General features: G+C 62.0%; 12 protein-coding genes. 2 read left to right on the forward strand and 10 right to left on the reverse strand.

The window, feature by feature from the left end:
- Positions 1-2: 2 nt before the first annotated feature.
- The 10 genes from ACSSVH_RS13900 to ACSSVH_RS13945 all read right to left on the reverse strand — a co-directional run bounded on the left by ACSSVH_RS13900 (position 3) and on the right by ACSSVH_RS13945 (position 14,671).
- Positions 3-2,003, reverse strand: coding sequence for a ribonucleoside triphosphate reductase (locus tag ACSSVH_RS13900; protein WP_170041295.1), 2,001 nt, complete (start codon positions 2,001-2,003; stop codon positions 3-5).
- 96 nt (positions 2,004-2,099) lie between these two features.
- On the reverse strand, positions 2,100-3,152 hold the full coding sequence (locus ACSSVH_RS13905) for a PDDEXK nuclease domain-containing protein (RefSeq protein ID WP_432755760.1): 1,053 nt from the start codon (positions 3,150-3,152) through the stop codon (positions 2,100-2,102).
- 133 nt (positions 3,153-3,285) lie between these two features.
- A complete protein-coding gene (moaA, locus tag ACSSVH_RS13910; protein ID WP_492633332.1) occupies positions 3,286-4,272 on the reverse strand; it encodes a GTP 3',8-cyclase MoaA in 987 nt (328 codons plus the stop codon).
- 1 nt (position 4,273) lies between these two features.
- On the reverse strand, positions 4,274-5,188 hold the full coding sequence (locus ACSSVH_RS13915) for a peptidylprolyl isomerase (protein WP_492633333.1): 915 nt from the start codon (positions 5,186-5,188) through the stop codon (positions 4,274-4,276).
- 10 nt (positions 5,189-5,198) lie between these two features.
- A complete protein-coding gene (gene narI, locus ACSSVH_RS13920) occupies positions 5,199-5,876 on the reverse strand; it encodes a respiratory nitrate reductase subunit gamma (RefSeq protein WP_432754213.1) in 678 nt (225 codons plus the stop codon).
- Positions 5,869-6,624, reverse strand: a complete 756-nt coding sequence (gene narJ, locus ACSSVH_RS13925; RefSeq protein ID WP_170041292.1) for a nitrate reductase molybdenum cofactor assembly chaperone — start codon at positions 6,622-6,624, stop codon at positions 5,869-5,871. The genes narI and narJ overlap by 8 nt, the downstream gene beginning before the upstream one ends.
- 3 nt (positions 6,625-6,627) lie before the next feature.
- Positions 6,628-8,166, reverse strand: coding sequence for a nitrate reductase subunit beta (narH, locus tag ACSSVH_RS13930; RefSeq protein WP_029291316.1), 1,539 nt, complete (start codon positions 8,164-8,166; stop codon positions 6,628-6,630).
- A gap of 1 nt (position 8,167) precedes the next feature.
- Entirely contained in the window at positions 8,168-11,941 is a 3,774-nt protein-coding gene (locus tag ACSSVH_RS13935; RefSeq protein ID WP_169953201.1) for a nitrate reductase subunit alpha, read from the reverse strand.
- A 70-nt stretch (positions 11,942-12,011) separates the two neighbouring features.
- Complete coding sequence (locus ACSSVH_RS13940) at positions 12,012-13,409, reverse strand: NarK family nitrate/nitrite MFS transporter (protein WP_492633334.1); 1,398 nt, start codon at positions 13,407-13,409, stop codon at positions 12,012-12,014.
- On the reverse strand, positions 13,406-14,671 hold the full coding sequence (locus tag ACSSVH_RS13945; protein ID WP_169953196.1) for an MFS transporter: 1,266 nt from the start codon (positions 14,669-14,671) through the stop codon (positions 13,406-13,408). The genes ACSSVH_RS13940 and ACSSVH_RS13945 overlap by 4 nt, the downstream gene beginning before the upstream one ends.
- A 310-nt stretch (positions 14,672-14,981) precedes the next feature.
- Here ACSSVH_RS13945 and ACSSVH_RS13950 point away from each other — a divergent pair, with 310 nt between their 5' ends.
- Both ACSSVH_RS13950 and narL read left to right on the forward strand, forming a co-directional pair.
- Complete coding sequence (locus ACSSVH_RS13950; RefSeq protein ID WP_170041289.1) at positions 14,982-16,787, forward strand: ATP-binding protein; 1,806 nt, start codon at positions 14,982-14,984, stop codon at positions 16,785-16,787.
- 11 nt (positions 16,788-16,798) lie between these two features.
- Positions 16,799-17,446, forward strand: coding sequence for a two-component system response regulator NarL (narL, locus tag ACSSVH_RS13955; RefSeq protein ID WP_169953316.1), 648 nt, complete (start codon positions 16,799-16,801; stop codon positions 17,444-17,446).
- Positions 17,447-17,516: the final 70 nt, after the last annotated feature.

The following is a 17,516-nucleotide window of genomic DNA, read 5'->3' on the forward strand; positions in this document are numbered from 1 at the left end:
TCCTACAGGGTTTTGTCGAGGGCTATAACCTCGTCGCACTTGGGGCAGAATTCATGTTCGCCTGCCAGGTAGCCGTGTACCGGGCAGATGGAGAACGTCGGCGTCACCGTCAGGTACGGCAGGCGGAAGCGCCCCAGGGCCTTGCGGACCAGTTGCTTGCAGGCCTGGGCCGAGGAAATCTGTTCGGCCATGTACAGGTGCAGCACGGTGCCGCCGGTGTATTTGCACTGCAGCTCGTCCTGCAGCTCCAGGGCTTCGAAGGGGTCTTCGGTGTAGCCCACCGGCAGTTGCGAAGAGTTGGTGTAATACGGCGCGTCGAGGCTGCCGGCCTGGAGGATCGCGGGGAAGCGCTTGAGGTCTTCCTTGGCAAACCGGTAGGTGGTGCCTTCGGCCGGCGTGGCTTCCAGGTTGTACAGGTGGCCGGTGTCTTCCTGGAAGCGCAGCAACGTGGCGCGCACATGGTCCAGCACCTGCAACGCAAACTCGCGGCCACGGGCGGTATGCGTGCCCTCCTCGTCCCCGGTGAAGTTGCGCAGCATCTCGTGCATGCCATTGAGGCCGATGGTGGAGAAGTGATTGCGCAAAGTGCCCAGGTAGCGCTTGGTGTAGGGATACAGACCGGCGTCCATGTGGTGCTGGATCACCTTGCGCTTGACCTCCAGGCTCTCCATCGCCAGTTCCATCAAGTGGTCCAGGCGCTGCAGCAGGCCACTGGTGTCGCCCTTGAACAGGTAACCCAGGCGCGCGCAGTTGATCGTCACCACGCCCAATGAACCGGTCTGTTCCGCCGAGCCGAACAACCCGCCGCCACGCTTGAGCAACTCGCGCACGTCCAACTGCAAGCGGCAGCACATCGAGCGCACCTGGTTGGGCTGCATATCCGAGTTGAGGAAGTTCTGGAAGTACGGCAGGCCGTAGCGCGCGGTCATCTCGAACAGGCGGTCGGCGTTTTCACTGTCCCACGGGAAGTCATGGGTGATGTTGTAGGTGGGGATCGGGAAAGTGAACACCCGACCCTTGGCGTCACCCGCCTGCATCACTTCGATATAGGCGCGGTTGATCAGCTCCATTTCCGCTTGCAGGTCACCGTAGGCAAACGGCATTTCTTCGCCACCGATGATCGGGATCTGCTCGCGCAAATCCTCGGGGCAAACCCAGTCGAACGTCAGGTTGGTAAACGGCGTTTGCGTGCCCCAGCGCGACGGCACGTTGAGGTTGTAGATGAACTCCTGCACCGCCTGGCGGATCTCGGGGAACGTCAGTTGGTCCTTGCGCACAAAGGGCGCCAGGTAGGTGTCGAACGAGCTGAACGCCTGGGCGCCGGCCCACTCGTTCTGCAGGGTGCCGAGGAAGTTGACCATCTGCCCCAGGGCACTGCCCAGGTGCTTGGGCGGCCCGGCTTCGACGCGGCCGGGCACGCCATTGAGGCCTTCGTGCAGCAGGGTGCGCAGGGACCAGCCGGCGCAGTAGCCAGCGAGCATGTCCAGGTCATGGATATGCAAGTCCGCCTCGCGATGGGCCTGGCCGATCTCCTGGCTGTAGACCTCGTCCAGCCAGTAATTGGCGGTGACCTTGCCCGACACATTAAGCACCAGCCCGCCCAGGGAATAGCCCTGGTTGGCATTGGCCTGCACCCGCCAGTCTTCACGGTCGAGGTACTCGTTCATCGACGTAGCGACCTCTACCAGGGTCTTGCGATCCCGGCGCAGTCGCCCATGCTGCTCGCGGTAGACGATATAGGCGCGCATCGCCATAAAGTACCCGGCATCCATCAAGACCCGCTCGACACTGTCCTGGATCTGCTCCACATCCAGCCGGGTGATCCCACGCAACCGGGCGAGCACCGCGCCCAACAACAGGTCGACCTCGGCGTCCTGATACTCGCCGGTGGCGTTACCGGCGGCGATCATCGCCTGGCGGATTTTCTCGGCGTCAAAGGCGACCTGAGTGCCATCGCGCTTGTGTAGGCGGGTACTGACCAACGGGCTTGAGGTGATCTGCATTGGGGGCTCCAAACACTACATATAGATTTAATAGTTCGTATAAACACAATATGCAGTGATGGTACGCAGTGAACGAGGACTTGCAATTGATCAGGGTCAAGTTTGCGAAGACGTATCGTCACAGGCCAGTTCACGTTCAATCTGTTCAATGCTGGGCAAGCTGATTTGGAGTTCTGCCGGGAGGGAGTCGACCAACTGGTACTCCGCCACCCCGATGGGTCGAGCGCTGTCACGCAAGGCATATTCAGCCACTATCTTGTTTTTGCTTTTGCATAGCAGCAGGCCAATGGTGGGGCTGTCTTGTGGGTGCTTGAGTTGGGCATCCACGGCCGCGAGGTAAAAACCCAACTGCCCCAGATGTTCTGGTTTGAACTTGCCGGCCTTGAGCTCAATAGCGACGTAACAGCGCAGTTTCAGGTGATAAAACAGCAGGTCAATAAAGAACTCCTCGCCGCCCACATCCAGCAGCACCTGCTTGCCGACAAAGGCAAAGCCTGCCCCCAACTCCAGTAGAAAGTCGGTGACATGCCTGATCAGTGCGCTTTCGATCTCGCGCTCCTGCGCGTCCAGGGTCAGTCCCAGAAAGTCGAAACGATAGGGATCTTTCAGCGACTCGCGGGCCAGGTCCGACTGGGGCTTGGGCAGCAGGGTTTCGAAGTTGCTGACAGCATTGCCACTACGCTCGAGCAAACGAGTCTCGATCTGCATGACCAGAATGTTGCGTGACCAGTTGTGTTCAATGGCTTGGGCGGCGTACCAGCGGCGGGTTTCGGGGCCTGGCAGTTTATCCAGCAGGACCAAATTATGACCCCACGGCAATTGTGCAGCAGCCTGTTGCACAAATTGAACATCAGGCCAAGCCTCGGCAAATGCACGCATGTACTTGAGGTTACGCGGCGAAAAACCTTTCATATCAGGAAAAGCCGAACGCAAATCCCGCGCCAGACGCTCAATGACTTTGGCTCCCCACCCCTGCTGCGCCTGTCGGGTCAATATGTCCTGGCCAATCTGCCAGTACAGCAGCACCAGCTCACGGTTTACCGCCAGGGATGCACGCAGTTGGGCAGAGTGGATGCGGTTTTTCAGTTCTTTCAACCAGTCGCCATATCCCTCAGGTGGTGTGGTGAGGCCATCATCTGATCGATTCATTCCGGGTTCCTTGTCGATATTGCACGTTGTAGAAACCGGCAATGGTAACGACCGAAAAAAGCCACGCGGGCCAGCACAATGCCCTTGATACAAAATGACGGGAACTACTATGCAACAGGGTTCCAGCACCTCCTCACCCCCCACTCATATTCATAAACCGCACCACCTGCACCTCGCCCTGCCCGGTGAAATCATGGCGCAATGGCTTGCCCCGCAACGCCTTGTGCAGTGCCTCCACCAGCGGCCGGTCGTCCAGCGGGTAGCGGCGCAACAACGCACGAAAATCCACCGCATTGTCCTGCCCCAGGCACAGCAGCAACTGCCCTTCCACTGTCATCCGCACCCGGTTGCAGCTGGCACAGAAGTTATGGGAGTTGGGCGAGATAAAGCCTATGCGCGTGCGCGGATGCCGGGCCAGGCGTACGTAGCGTGCCGGGCCGCCGCTGTTTTCGGTGCTGTCGAGTAAGCCATGATGCTCGGCGATCACCGCCCGCACCTGCTCGCTGGAGCAAAAGGATTCGCCCCGCGAGCGCCCCACATCCCCCAGCGGCATCTCTTCGATAAAGCTGATATCGATGCCCTGGTCGATGGCGTACTGCACCAGCTCCGGGACTTCATCGAAGTTGCGTCCCTTCATCACCACGCAGTTGAGCTTGACCCGCTCGAACCCGGCATCCTGCGCCGCCTCGATGCCGTCCAGTACCTGGCGCAGGTCACCGTTGCGGGTGATCGCGCGAAAGCGTTCGGGATCGAGGCTGTCGAGGCTGATGTTCATGCGCTTGACTCCGGCCTCCACCAGCGGCCGCGCCAGGCGGCCCAGTTGCGAGCCGTTGCTGGTCATCACCAGTTCGCGCAGGCCGGGCAACGCAGCGATATGGCGGCACAGCTCGACAATGCCCGGACGGATCAGCGGTTCGCCCCCCGTCAGGCGGATCTTGCGCACACCCTGGCTGACGAACACCGTCGCCAGCCGTTGCAGTTCCTCCAGGGTCAGCACCTGCTGGCGCGGCAGGAAAGTCATGTTTTTCGCCATGCAATACACACAGCGAAAATCACAACGATCGGTCACCGACAGCCGCAGGTAGTCAATGGAACGGCCCACACCATCCACCAGGCTCATGTCACTGCACCAACGGCGAGTCGGCGCCCTGCAACGCGATGCCACGCACATCGGCCGCGCCAATCAGGGTTTGCAGATATTGCACCAGAGCCTTCTGCCACACCCCTTGCTGCAACTGGGTGCGGATCGCCGTGGCCACCGCCTCGTACGGCAGCGGCTGGCCTTCGATGCGCTGATCGACGCAGATCACATGCCAGCCGTAGCGACTTTCCAGAGGCTTACTGGCCAACCCCGGTGCCAGGGTGAACAACTGGCGCTCCAACTCCGGCACGGTCTGGCCCTTGCTGACTTGCCCGAGCGAGCCGCCCTGGGCCTTGGACGGGCACGCCGAATACTTCAGCGCCAGTTCGCCAAAGGCACCGGGCGACTCTTCCAGGCTCAGCAACAGCACCTCGGCCTGGGCATGGGCCTGATGGCGCGCCTCGGCATCGTCCGGCACACACTCCAGCAAAATATGCCGCACGGCCAGCAACGGCGCGCTGTGAAAGCGCCCGCGATTGCTCTCGAAGTAGCGCACACAGGTGGCCTCATCGCAGTCCGGCACCTTGACTTCGCGCTCCAGCAACAGACGGGTCGCCGCCTCTTCCTCGTTCTCGCCGGCGCCGACTTCCAGTTGCACACCCAGCTCGCGGATCCGCTGCTGCAACAGCTCACGAATCACCAGCGCGCGGGCGGCGAGAAACACCGCCTCCTCGCGGCTTTCGGCCGGGTGATATTGCAACTCCTGGGCCATATTTTCCGGGGTGATCAGCACCCCGTTGACGCTGACAATCGGCCATTCCTGCTCGCTGCTGGCGATCAGTTGCGGCTCAACCGCCACCTCGACCTCGGGCACCACCACGTCCACAGCCTTGGCCGAAGAACTGCAACCGCCACCGCCAGCACCGCCGCCACCACATCCGCATCCTGTAGTCATGACGTTCTCCTCACTTCTGCCGCACGATTTGATAACGACGACCCAAGTACCAGATCGGCGCGCTGACCATATGCACCAGCCGGGTAAACGGGAACAACACAAACAGGGTCAGGCCCAGCGCCACGTGCAACTTGTAGATCAGGCTGACCGGGGCAATCGAAGCTGCCGCTTCCACCGGCCGCAGCAACACCACGTTCTGCGCCCAGTCCGCGAGCATCACCATCACCGAGCCGTCCATATGCCCGGTCGAGGCGACGATGGTCAGCAAGCCCAGCACCAGCTGCGCCAGCAACACCAGCAGGATCAAGATGTCCGACGGGCTCGACGTAGCCCGAACCCGTGGGTCGGTGAGGCGGCGCTTGACCAGCATCAGCAGGCCCACCAGGCACAGCAGGCCGAAGAAGCCCCCGGAGACCATCGCCAGCAGTTGCTTGTGCTCGGTGCTGATCACATGGTGATAGATCGACGCCGGGGTCAGCAGGCCGACAAAATGCCCGGCCAGCACGAACAGCACACCGATATGGAAGAAGTTGCTCGCCACGCGCATCCCACGGTTACTGAGCATCTGGCTGGAGCCGGCCTTCCAGGTGTACTGGGACAGGTCAAACCGCGCCCAACTGCCCAACAGGCAAATGGCCAGGGCGACATACGGATACACGCCAAATACCAGCAAATTCCACTTAGACATTACCCACCTCCTTGGCTGGCACGGCGGCCAGCCCCTCGTGCTGAAAATCCACCCAGTGCAAGGGCACCGCACTTTCTTCGCGGGCCTTGCCCGGTGCGCTGGGCATTGCGCTGCAACGGTCCTGCTGCTCGGCCTGCATAAAGTCCACGGCCTCTTCTTCCCAGACCTTGTCCAGGGCTTCGAGGGAGTCGTCGCGTACTTCGGCGGCAACCTGGGCACGCAACTCGGCAATCGCCTGGTGCGGCTCGGCGCCGCTGATCTGCAACAGCGCACGGAAACAACTGGCGTAAGCGCTTTCACGCTCATCCAGGCGCGCCGCCAGCAGGGCCAGCAGGTGCGCCACATCCGCCAGTCCCTCGCGGGCCTCGATGTCTTCGCGGGTGGACAAAAACTCCAGGTACAACGGGATGTAGTCCGGCAGCTCCTTGACGCCAATGGCAAACCCGGCTTCCTGGTACTGGGCCATCATGTCGACCATGGCCTGGCCACGGTCCCGCGACTCGCCATGCACGTGTTCGAACAACAGCAGCGACAGCGAGCGGCCCCGGCCGAACAGCGCGCCGTAATGCTCCTGGCCATCCATCAGGTCATTGCTGCAGATCAGCTCCAACAGCTCGAACAGCGCGCCACGTTGCTTGGGGCTGATTTCCCGCGATTCGATAATCGCCTGCTCCAGTTCATCGCGGCCATTCACCAGGGTTTCGGTGGGATAGTCCAGCAGCAACGAGATCACTTTAAGAATGCGCATGGCTCAGTCCTCCCAGATCTGGACGGTTTTCAGCACGTCGCGGCGGTTGGCCTTCTTGGCGCCGAACATGTTGGTGTCGGAGCTGCCACTGCAGCCGCTGCCGAAACTGAAACCACAGCCGGAACGCTCGGCAAACGCATCGCTCATCGCGTCTTCACGGTGTGCGCTGGGCACCACAAACCGGTCCTCGTAGTTGGCAATCGCCAGGTAGCGGTACATCTCTTCCACCTGGGCCACGCTCAGGTCCACGTCGGCCAGCACTTGCAGGTCCTCGACGCCGTCCACTTGCTGCGAGCGCTTGAAGGCGCGCATGGCCAGCAGGCGTTTCAGCGCACGCTTGACCGGCTTTTCGTCACCGGCAGTCAGCATATTGGCCAGGTAACGCAGGGGGATGCGCAGGCTGTCGACATCCGGGATCACCCCGTTCATGCCCACGGTGCCAGCGGCGGCCGCGTTCTGGATCGGCGAGAGTGGCGGCACGTACCAGACCATCGGCAAAGTGCGGTATTCCGGGTGCAGCGGCAGTGCGAGCTTCCAGTCCACGGCCATTTTGTACACCGGCGAACGCTGGGCCGAGTCGATCACCGACTGCGGTACACCATCGGCCAGGGCCTGGCGGATCACCGCCGGGTCATTCGGGTCGAGGAAGATTTCCAGCTGCTTCTCGTACAGGTCGTGCTCGTTGGCGGTGCTGGCGACTTCGCTGATGCGGTCGGCGTCATACAGCAGCACACCGAGGTAGCGGATGCGCCCGACGCAGGTTTCCGCGCAGACGGTAGGCATACCGGCTTCGATCCGGGGGTAGCAGAAGATGCACTTCTCGGATTTGCCGCTCTTCCAGTTGAAGTAGATTTTCTTGTACGGGCAGCCGCTGATGCACATGCGCCAGCCACGGCATTTTTCCTGGTCGATCAGCACGATGCCGTCTTCTTCACGCTTGTAGATCGCGCCGCTGGGGCACGACGCCGCGCACGCCGGGTTCAGGCAGTGCTCGCACAGGCGCGGCAGGTACATCATGAAGGTGTTTTCGTACTCGCCATAAATGTCGGCCTGGATCTGGTCGAAGTTCTTGTCCTTGCGGCGCTTGGCAAACTCGGTGCCGAGGATTTCCTCCCAGTTGGGGCCCCACTCGATTTTTTCCATGCGCTTGCCGGACACCACCGAGCGCGGGCGTGCGGTCGGTTGGTGCTCGCCCAACGGCGCGGTGTGCAGGTGCTGGTAGTCGAAGTCGAACGGTTCGTAGTAGTCGTCCAGGCTCGGCAGGTCCGGGTTGGCGAAGATGTTCGCCAGCACGCGGAACTTGCCGCCGATGCGCGGGTTGATCGAGCCGTTGGCGTTGCGGATCCAGCCGCCCTTCCACTTGTCCTGGTTTTCCCACTCCTTGGGGTAGCCGATACCGGGCTTGGATTCGACGTTGTTGAACCAGGCGTATTCCATGCCTTCACGGCTGGTCCACACGTTTTTGCAGGTGATCGAGCAGGTGTGGCAGCCGATGCATTTGTCCAGGTTCAGGACCATGCCGATTTGTGAGCGGATCTTCATCTCAGTTCTCCTCGATATCGGTCGGCAATGGACGCGGCAGATCATCACCGCTGGAACCATCGAGCCAATCGACCTTGACCATCTTGCGCACCACCACGAATTCATCGCGGTTGCAGCCGACTGTGCCGTAATAGTTGAAACCGTAGGCCTGCTGGGCATAGCCACCGATCATGTGGGTCGGCTTGAGCACCACGCGGGTCACCGAGTTGTGGTGGCCGCCACGGGTCTTGGTGGTTTCCGAACCCGGTACGTTCACGATGCGTTCCTGGGCGTGGTACATCATCACCATGCCTTCCTTGACCCGCTGGCTGACCACCGCACGGGCGGTCAGCGCGCCGTTGACGTTGAAGCACTCGATCCAGTCGTTGTCCTCGATCCCGGCGCGCTTGGCGTCGATTTCCGAGAGCCACACAATCGGGCCGCCACGGCTTAAGGTGAGCATCAGCAGGTTGTCGCTGTAGGTGCTGTGGATCCCCCATTTCTGGTGCGGCGTGATCCAGTTCAGGACGATTTCGGTCTCGCCATTGCTGCGCTTGTCCTTCACCCCTTCGATGGTGCGGGTGTTGACCGGTGGCCGGTAGCTCATCAGTTGCTCGCCGAACGCCTGCATCCACGGGTGATCCTGGTAGAACTGCTGGCGGCCGGTGATGGTGCGCCATGGGATGTTTTCATGGACGTTGGTGTAGCCGGCGTTGTAGCTCACGTGCTCGTCTTCCAGGCCCGACCAGGTGGGGCTGGAGATGATCTTGCGCGGCTGCGCCTGGATATCGCGGAAGCGGATCGCTTCGTGGGCCTTGGAAATCGCCAGGTGGCTGTGGTCGATGCCGGTGAATTCCGACAGCGCCGCCCAGGCCTTCAAGGCGACCTTGCCGTTGGTTTCCGGAGCCAGGGACAGAATCACCTCGGCCGCATCAATTGCCGTGTCGATTTTTGGCCGGCCGTGGCTGATGCCCGCGTCACCTTCGTGGTGGTTGAGTTCGCCAAGGAACTCGACTTCCTCGTCGGTATTCCAGTTGATGCCCTTGCCACCGTTGCCGAGTTTTTCCAACATCGGGCCCAGCGATGAGAACTGCTTGTAGATGTTCGGGTAATCCCGTTCCACCACCGCCATGTTCGGCGCATTCTTGCCCGGTACCGGCGCCACGCCGGCGCTTTTCCAGTCAGTGCCGCCAAACGGCTGGGCCAGTTCACCAACGCTGTCATGCATCAACGGCACGGTCACCAGGTCTTGCTCCACGCCAAGGTGGCCGACCGACATGGCCGAGAACGCCTTGGCGATGCCTTTGTAGATCTCCCAGTCCGAACGCGATTCCCACGCCGGATCAATCGCCGCCGACAGCGGGTGAATGAACGGGTGCATGTCCGAGGTGTTCATGTCGTCTTTTTCGTACCATGTTGCAGTCGGCAACACGATGTCGGAATACACGCAGGTCGAGGACATGCGGAAGTCCAGGGTGGTCACCAGGTCGAGCTTGCCGATGGCGCCGTCTTCGACCCACTCGGCCTCGGTTGGCTTGCATTCGGTGCTGTGGCCGATGTCTTCGTTCATCACCCCGTTCTTGGTGCCGAGCAGGTACTTGAGCATGTACTCGTGGCCCTTGCCCGACGAGCCGAGCAAGTTGGAACGCCAGATAAACATGTTGCGCGGGAAGTTCACCGGGCTGTCCGGCTGCTCGCAGGCAAAGCGCAGGCTGCCGTCCTGCCAGGACTTGACCACGTAGTCTTTGGGGTCCATACCGGCTGCCGCCGCGTCGCGGCAGATGTGCAACGGGTTGGTATTGAGTTGGGGTGCGCTGGGCAACCAGCCGGCGCGTTCGGCGCGGATGTTGTAGTCCAGGGCGTGCTCGGGGAACTGCGACTTGTCGGCCAGCGGCGAGAGGATGTCGTGCATGCTCATCTTCTCGTGGCGCCATTGCGAGCTGTGGCCGTAGAAAAAGCTGGTGCCGTTCATCTGGCGCGGCGGACGGTTCCAGTCCAGGCCGAATGCCAGGGGCAGCCAGCCGCATTGCGGACGCAGTTTTTCCTGGCCCACGTAGTGCGCCCAACCGCCGCCGGTCTGGCCGACACAACCGCAGAGCATGAGCATATTGATCAGCCCGCGGTAGTTCATGTCCATGTGGTACCAGTGGTTCATTGCCGCGCCGACGATGATCATCGAGCGCCCACGGGTCTTGTCGGCGTTGTCGGCAAACTCACGGGCGATCTGGATCGCCTTCTCGCGGCTGACCCCGGTGATTGCCTCCTGCCAGGCTGGCGTGCCCGGTACGCTGGCGTCGTTGTAGTCCTTGGCCACGTTGCTGCCGCCCAGGCCACGGTCGATGGCCAGGTTGGCCGCCGACAGGTCGAACACCGTCGCCACTTTGGCCACCGTGCCATCGGCCAGGGTCACGCTGTGCACCGGCACCCGACGGAACTGCACGGCGTCACCGGCCACGTGCTGGAAGTAGTCGTGGGCTTCACCGGCAAAATACGGGAATGCCACTTCGGCGACGTCCTCGCCGATCAGGCTCAGCTTGAGGTCGATCTCGCGGCCTTCACCGCCTTCTTTGGCCAGGATGTTCCACTTGCCCTTCTCGCCCCAGCGATAGCCGATGGCGCCTTGTGGTGAGACCAGTTCGCCGCTTTCGTCGAGGGCGATGGTTTTCCATTCCGGGTTGTTGTCCTGGCCGAGGTTGTCCACCAGGTCCGAGGCGCGCAGGAAGCGGTCCGGCTGGAAGCCTGCACCCGGCGCAAAACCGGTCATGGGCTTGAGCATTACCAGCACCGGCAAGTCGGTGTAGCGCTTGGCGTATTCGGTGAAGTACGCGCTCGGTTTATCCAGGTGAAATTCCTTGAAGATCACATGGTTGAAGGCCTGGGCCAGTGCCGCGTCGGTGCCCTGCTTGGGGTTGAGCCACAGGTCGGTGAGCTTGGCTACTTCCGAATAGTCAGGCGTGATGGCCACGGTCTTGGTGCCCTTGTAGCGCACCTCGGTGAAGAAGTGCGCGTCCGGGGTCCGGGTCTGCGGGACGTTCGAGCCCCAGGCGATGATGTAGTTGGAGTTGTACCAGTCGGCCGATTCCGGCACGTCGGTCTGCTCGCCCCAGACCATCGGCGAGGCTGGCGGCAGGTCGCAGTACCAGTCATAGAAGCTCAGGCACACGCCGCCGATCAGCGACAGGTAACGCGAACCTGCGGCGTAGCTGACCATGGACATGGCCGGGATCGGCGAGAAGCCGACGATGCGGTCCGGGCCGTATTGCTTGATGGTGTAGACGTTGGACGCGGCGATGATTTCGTTGACTTCATCCCAGTTGGAGCGGATGAAGCCGCCCATGCCGCGCTTGCTTTTATAGGAGTCGGCCTTGGCCTTGTCCTCGACAATGCTCGCCCAGGCCTCGACCGGCGACAGCGTCAGGCGCGCCTCGCGCCACAGTTTGAGCAATGGCTTGCGGATCTTCGGGTACTTCAGGCGGTTGGCGCTGTAGATGTACCAGCTGTAGCTCGCGCCACGGGGGCAGCCGCGCGGCTCGTGGTTAGGCAGGTCGTTGCGGGTACGCGGGTAGTCGGTCTGCTGGGTTTCCCACGTGATCAGGCCGTTCTTCACGTAGATCTTCCACGAGCACGAGCCGGTGCAGTTCACCCCGTGGGTGGAGCGCACGATCTTGTCGTACTGCCAGCGCGAACGGTAGACGTTCTCCCAGTCGCGGGACTCCTTGCGGGTCTCGCCGTGACCTTCGGAGAATTCGTCTTGCTTGCGATTGAAGAACCGCAGTTGATCGAGTAAATGACTCATGGTGCTTTCCTCTCAGGCTTGCCGCGGGGTTCTGTGCCCCGCCCACGCAAGGTTTGAATTCGGGGTCGACTCAGCAGGGGGTCTCGGCGCCTTTGCGCGCATACCACCACCAGGTCACGACGATGCAGGTCAGGTAGAAGCCGACAAACATGTAGAACGCCATGGCCGGGCTGCCGGTGTAGGCCATGGACGAGCCAAAGGTCTTGGGGATGAAGAACGCACCGAAGGCGCCCATGGCCGAGCTGAAGCCCAGCACGGCGGCCGATTCCTTGCTGGCATCCTTGAGGGCTTGCTCACGCACGGCGACGGGTTTGCCGGCACTGGCTTTTTCATGCTGGGTGCGGAAGATCACCGGGATCATGCGGAAGGTGGAGCCGTTGCCGATGCCGGTGGTGATGAACAGCAGCATGAACATGCCGAGGAAGCCGTAGAAGCTGCCGCCCTCGCCGTTCAGGGGCAAAAAGTGCAGGACGCCGAACACCATCACGATCATCAGCACGAAGTTCCACAAGGTCACCCGCGCACCGCCCAGCTTGTCGGCCAGCCAGCCGCCCAATGGGCGCACCAGGGCACCTACCAGCGGGCCGAGGAAGGCGAATTTCAGGGCGTTGACGTCTGGGAACGAGGTCTTGATCAGCATCGGGAAGGCGGCCGAAAAGCCAATGAAGGAACCGAAGGTCGCCAGGTACAACCAGCACATCAGCCAGTTGTGCTTGCGCTTGAAGATCACCGCCTGCTCGCTGAACGAAGCGCGGGCGCTGGACAGGTCATTCATGCCGAACCAGGCAAACAGGGTCACGGTGATGATGAACGGCACCCAGATAAACCCGGCGTTCTGCAACCACAACTGGCTGCCATCTTCCAGGGTCTGTGGCTGGCCGCCGAGCAGGCCGAACACGCCGAAGGTAATCACCAGCGGCACGCAGAACTGCATCACCGACACCCCCAGGTTACCCAGGCCGGCGTTCAGGCCCAGGGCCGTGCCTTGCTGGGACTTGGGGTAGAAGAAGCTGATGTTGGACATGCTCGAGGCGAAGTTGCCGCCACCGAAGCCGCACAACAGCGCGATCAATACAAACACGCTGTAGGAGGTGCTCGGGTCTTGTACCGCGAAGCCCATCCACAGTGATGGAATCAGCAGCGACGCGGTGCTCAGGGCCGTCCAGCGGCGGCCACCGAAGATCGGCACCATGAACGAATAGAACACGCGCAACGTGGCGCCAGACAGGCCCGGCAACGCCGCCAGCCAGAACAACTGGTCGGTAGTGAAGCTGAAGCCGATGGCGTTCAGGCGCACGATCACCGTGCTCCACACCATCCACACAGCGAAGGCCAACAGCAGCGCCGGGATCGAGATCCACAGGTTGCGGGTCGCGGTCTGCTTGCCGCTGGCGCCCCAGAACGCCGGGTCTTCAGGGCGCCAGTCGTGGATCACCGGGCCCGAGTCGGGCTTTTGCGCGATAGTCATGCAGATTCTCCTTGGAGAGGCTGGGCCGCCGCTTTACCAAGCAGCGGTTGCTTGCGGATTTCGCTGAAGTACATCCAGGTCAGGGATACCCAGACCACGCCGTACATCAACATGAAGCAGGAGGAGCGCACGCCGGTGAGGTCCACCAGGGCGCCGAACATGATCGGCAGGACAAAGCCGCCAAGGCCGCCCGCCAGGCCGACGATGCCGGACACCGCGCCCATGTTTTGCGGGTAGTCATTGGCGATGTACTTGAACACCGAGGCCTTGCCGAAGGCGAAGGCGATGCCCATCACAAACAGCAGCACGGTGAACAGGGTGGCATTGAGGCCGATATGAAAATCCAGCGGGCCGTTGACGGTCTGCACCTGCAATTGGGTCTGCGGGTAGCTGAGCAGGAACAGGCAGATCCAACTGACCCACAACACCCACCAGGTCACGCTCTGTGCGCCCCAGCGGTCGGACATCCAGCCGCCCACAGCGCGCAGCACGCCACCGGGCAGGGAAAAACACGCGGCCAACAGCGCAGCGCTTTGCAGGCTGAAGCCGTATTCCTGCACGTAGTACTTGGTCGCCCACAGCGCCAGGGCCACGTAGCCACCGAACACAATCGAGTAGTACTGGCAGTAGCGCCACACGGCCGGGTCCTTGAGGCACAGCAGTTGTTCGCGCAAGGTGGCGCCACCGGCACTGCGGTGGGCCTTGTTCTCGCTGGTGAGGAACCAGAACAGCAGCGCGGTGATAAACAAGATTGCGCTGAACACCTTTGGCACCAGGTGCCAGGTACCCAGGGCGATCAGCGCCGGCGCCAGAAACTTGGTCACCGCCGCCCCCGCGTTACCAGCGCCGAACACGCCCATGGCAAAGCCCTGGTTGTCCTTGTCGAACCACTTGGCGACGTAGGCGATGCCCACCGAAAACGAGCCGCCGGCCAGGCCGACAAACAGCCCCAGCACGAGGAATTGCCAGAAGGCGGTGGCGTAGGTGATCAGGTACAGCGGCAGCACGCAGGCGAGCATCAAGACAAAGAACACGATGCGCCCGCCGAAGCGGTCAGTCAGCAGGCCCAGGGGCAGGCGCACCAGGGAGCCGGTCAGTACCGGGGTGGCGGCCAGCAGGCCGAACTGGGTTTCGTTGAGTTGCAGCAGCTCTTTGATCGGCACGCCGAGCACGGCGAACATCATCCAGACCATAAAGCACACGGTGAAGGCCAGTGTACTCATGCCCAGCACCAGGCCCTGTCTTACACGGGGTTGAGTCACGGTTTGCGCTCCCAGAAGTGATTCCATGAGCGCAGGTTAGGGGCGACGTCCTCCAGGAACTTGACCCAGATCAACGTCCACCTGGGGGGTATTGGCCTATGCTTGGCCCATCTACCTCTTAAGAGGTAGACCAAATAACAAGAGAAAGTCTTTATTTATCAATGGATTGGTCTCTTGTGCCGGCTTTTTCCCGTGGGAGGGTTCGCCGGCAACTCTTTAGAGGTAGTGCGCCAGGGAATGCAGAATCCAATACTGTTTCCTATGCCAGGTGCCGCCATGCTGTTGTCCTTACCCCTTCGATTACGCCGTGATGTTTAACTGGCTGCGCAGCTCCCTGCCCGCACGCGCCGGTGTCGCGGTGATCCTGATTGCGATCCTGGCCCTGGCCAGTTCCCTGAGCGCCGGGCTGATCGCCTGGTTCAGCCAGGGCGACGGCGCGGCCATCAACACCGCAGGCTCGGTGCGCATGGAGACCTACCACCTGAGCTGGAAACTCGCCGACCACGCCCCCGCCGACGAGATCCTGGCCATCACCCAGAGCCTGCAACGGCGCCTGGACAGCCAATCCTTGAAAGCGGTGCTCGAAGACGGCCCCCACAGCGCCCTGCAACAGAGCTACCGGCAGATCCAGCAACACTGGAACCAGGAACTGCGCCCGGCCATCGAGCGCGGCGACGGCGCGCTCTTTCGCGAGCGCGCACCGGCCTTTGTCGAGCAACTGAACCAGTTCGTCAGCCTGTTGCAGCAACAGAGTGAGCACAAACAAGGCTGGCAACAGCTGATCCAGGGCCTGGCGCTGTTCAGCACCCTGATCATCCTGCTGCTGGGGCTGTATGAGTTGCAGTACGGCGTGGTCACGCCCTTGAAGGAACTGGTGGACGCCACCCGGCGCTTTCGTGAGGGTGATTACCAGACCCGGGTCAATCACCGCTCCCAGGACGAACTGGGGCAACTGGCCCTGAGCTTCAACACCCTGGCCGAAACCATCGAGCAATCCCATCGCACCCTGGAAAGCCAGGTGCAGCACAAAACCCTCAACCTGCAACAGGCCAACGCCGCCCTGGAACTGCTCTACGAGAGCAGCCGCAGCCTGGCCACGCGCCTGGCCAACGCCGAAGGCCTCGACGAATTGATCCGGCGTTTCCAGAAACGCCTGCCGGGCCTGCGCCTGTCGCTGTGCCTGCAAGGGCACTTCCTCGCCCCGGCGCAGCAGATGCTCGCGCTGCATGGCGGCAACAGCCGCAACGTCTGCGCCATCGGTGACTGCGCCACCTGCGAGCGCCACCACGTGGCCCCGCCCCAGGTGTTCAGCATCAGCAACCAGGGCGCGGAACTGGGCGAACTCAAGGCGCATTTTGTCGACGGCCATGCCCCCCAAGCCTGGGAGCAACAACTGATCCAGGCCCTGGCCAACCTGATTGGCACCTCGCTGTCCCTCAAGCGCCAGCGCGAGCAGGACCACCGTTTATTGCTGCTGGACGAACGCACCATCATCGCCCGCGAGCTGCATGATTCCCTGGCCCAGGCCCTGTCCTATATGAAGCTGCAAGTCAGCCGCATGCAGACCCTGCTGCGCCGCGACGAACCCAAGGCCACCCTGGAAACCGTCACCGGTGAACTGCGCGAAGGCCTGAACAACGCCTACCGGCAATTGCGTGAGTTGCTCACCACCTTTCGCCTGCAAATCCACGATGCCGGGCTGGTCCAGGAGCTCAAAGACACCGCCGAGGAGTTCTCGCGGCGTGGCGAGTTCCAGGTGCACCTGCATGTGGATGCCCTGGCCTTCCAACTGTCGGCCAGTGAACAGATCCACCTGTTGCAGGTAACCCGCGAAGCGCTGTCCAACTGCCTGCGCCATGCCCACGCCGAAAACGCCTGGCTGCAACTGCGCCAGAACGGCGAAACCGTGAGCCTGAGCATTGAAGACGATGGCCGCGGCTTCAGCGAGCCGGTGGACCAGCGCGAACACCACGGCCTGACCATCATGGACGAACGGGCTCGCAGCCTGCACGGTCAACTGGACATTTCCTCCCGCGAGCCTCAGGGCACCCGGGTGCACTTGCTGTTTCGCCCGGAATTCCTCGGGCACTCTTTACCAGAAGGTAGCTTGTCATGAACACGGCGCTCATCACCCCATCTGTACGCCACCGCATCCTGCTCGTCGACGACCACCCGATGATGCGCCACGGCATGCGCCAGATGCTCGAACTGGAAGACGACCTGCACGTGGTGGGCGAAGCCGGCAATGGCGAGGAAGCCCTGGGCCTGATCGAGTCGCTGCAACCGGACCTGGTGCTGCTGGACAACAACATGCCGCAGATGAACGGCCTGGAAACCCTGCGCCAGCTGCGGGCCATGGCCTATGGCGGCAAGGTCTTGCTGTTTACCGTGTCCGATGCCGAAGACGACATCCGCGACGCCCTGCGCCTGGATGCCAACGGCTACCTGCTCAAGGACATGGAGCCGGAACTGCTGATCCAGTACATCCGCGATGCGCTGCACGGCGCCCTGGTGATCAGCCCCGGCCTGACCCGGGTGCTGGCCCAGGCCTTGCGCTCGCCCCAGCCCCACGCGGCAGTGGAACTGACCGAACGCGAGCGGCAGGTATTGAAGACCATTGCCGGGGGCTATAGCAACAAGGTGATCGGGCACAAGCTGGGGATTACCGAGGGCACGGTGAAAGTGCATGTGAAGAATCTGCTGCACAAACTGGGGCTGCGCTCGCGGGTGGAAGCGGCGGTTTGGGCGATGGAGCATTTGCGTCAGGCTGGGTAGGGACTGATGCACCGCCATCGCAGCATAGGTATCTACACATCTCTTTAGTGATTCTCAGGTTTGTGTACAT

Source organism: Pseudomonas sp. HC1(2025) (genome assembly GCF_058742075.1).

Coding starts and splice junctions, on each gene's coding strand:
- ACSSVH_RS13900 (WP_170041295.1), bottom strand. CDS start 2,003: ATGCAGATCACCTCAAGCCCGTTGGTCAGTACCCGCCTACACAAGCGC.
- ACSSVH_RS13905 (WP_432755760.1), bottom strand. CDS start 3,152: ATGAATCGATCAGATGATGGCCTCACCACACCACCTGAGGGATATGGC.
- moaA (WP_492633332.1), bottom strand. CDS start 4,272: ATGAGCCTGGTGGATGGTGTGGGCCGTTCCATTGACTACCTGCGGCTG.
- ACSSVH_RS13915 (WP_492633333.1), bottom strand. CDS start 5,188: ATGACTACAGGATGCGGATGTGGTGGCGGCGGTGCTGGCGGTGGCGGT.
- narI (WP_432754213.1), bottom strand. CDS start 5,876: ATGTCTAAGTGGAATTTGCTGGTATTTGGCGTGTATCCGTATGTCGCC.
- narJ (WP_170041292.1), bottom strand. CDS start 6,624: ATGCGCATTCTTAAAGTGATCTCGTTGCTGCTGGACTATCCCACCGAA.
- narH (WP_029291316.1), bottom strand. CDS start 8,166: ATGAAGATCCGCTCACAAATCGGCATGGTCCTGAACCTGGACAAATGC.
- ACSSVH_RS13935 (WP_169953201.1), bottom strand. CDS start 11,941: ATGAGTCATTTACTCGATCAACTGCGGTTCTTCAATCGCAAGCAAGAC.
- ACSSVH_RS13940 (WP_492633334.1), bottom strand. CDS start 13,409: ATGACTATCGCGCAAAAGCCCGACTCGGGCCCGGTGATCCACGACTGG.
- ACSSVH_RS13950 (WP_170041289.1), top strand. CDS start 14,982: ATGTTTAACTGGCTGCGCAGCTCCCTGCCCGCACGCGCCGGTGTCGCG.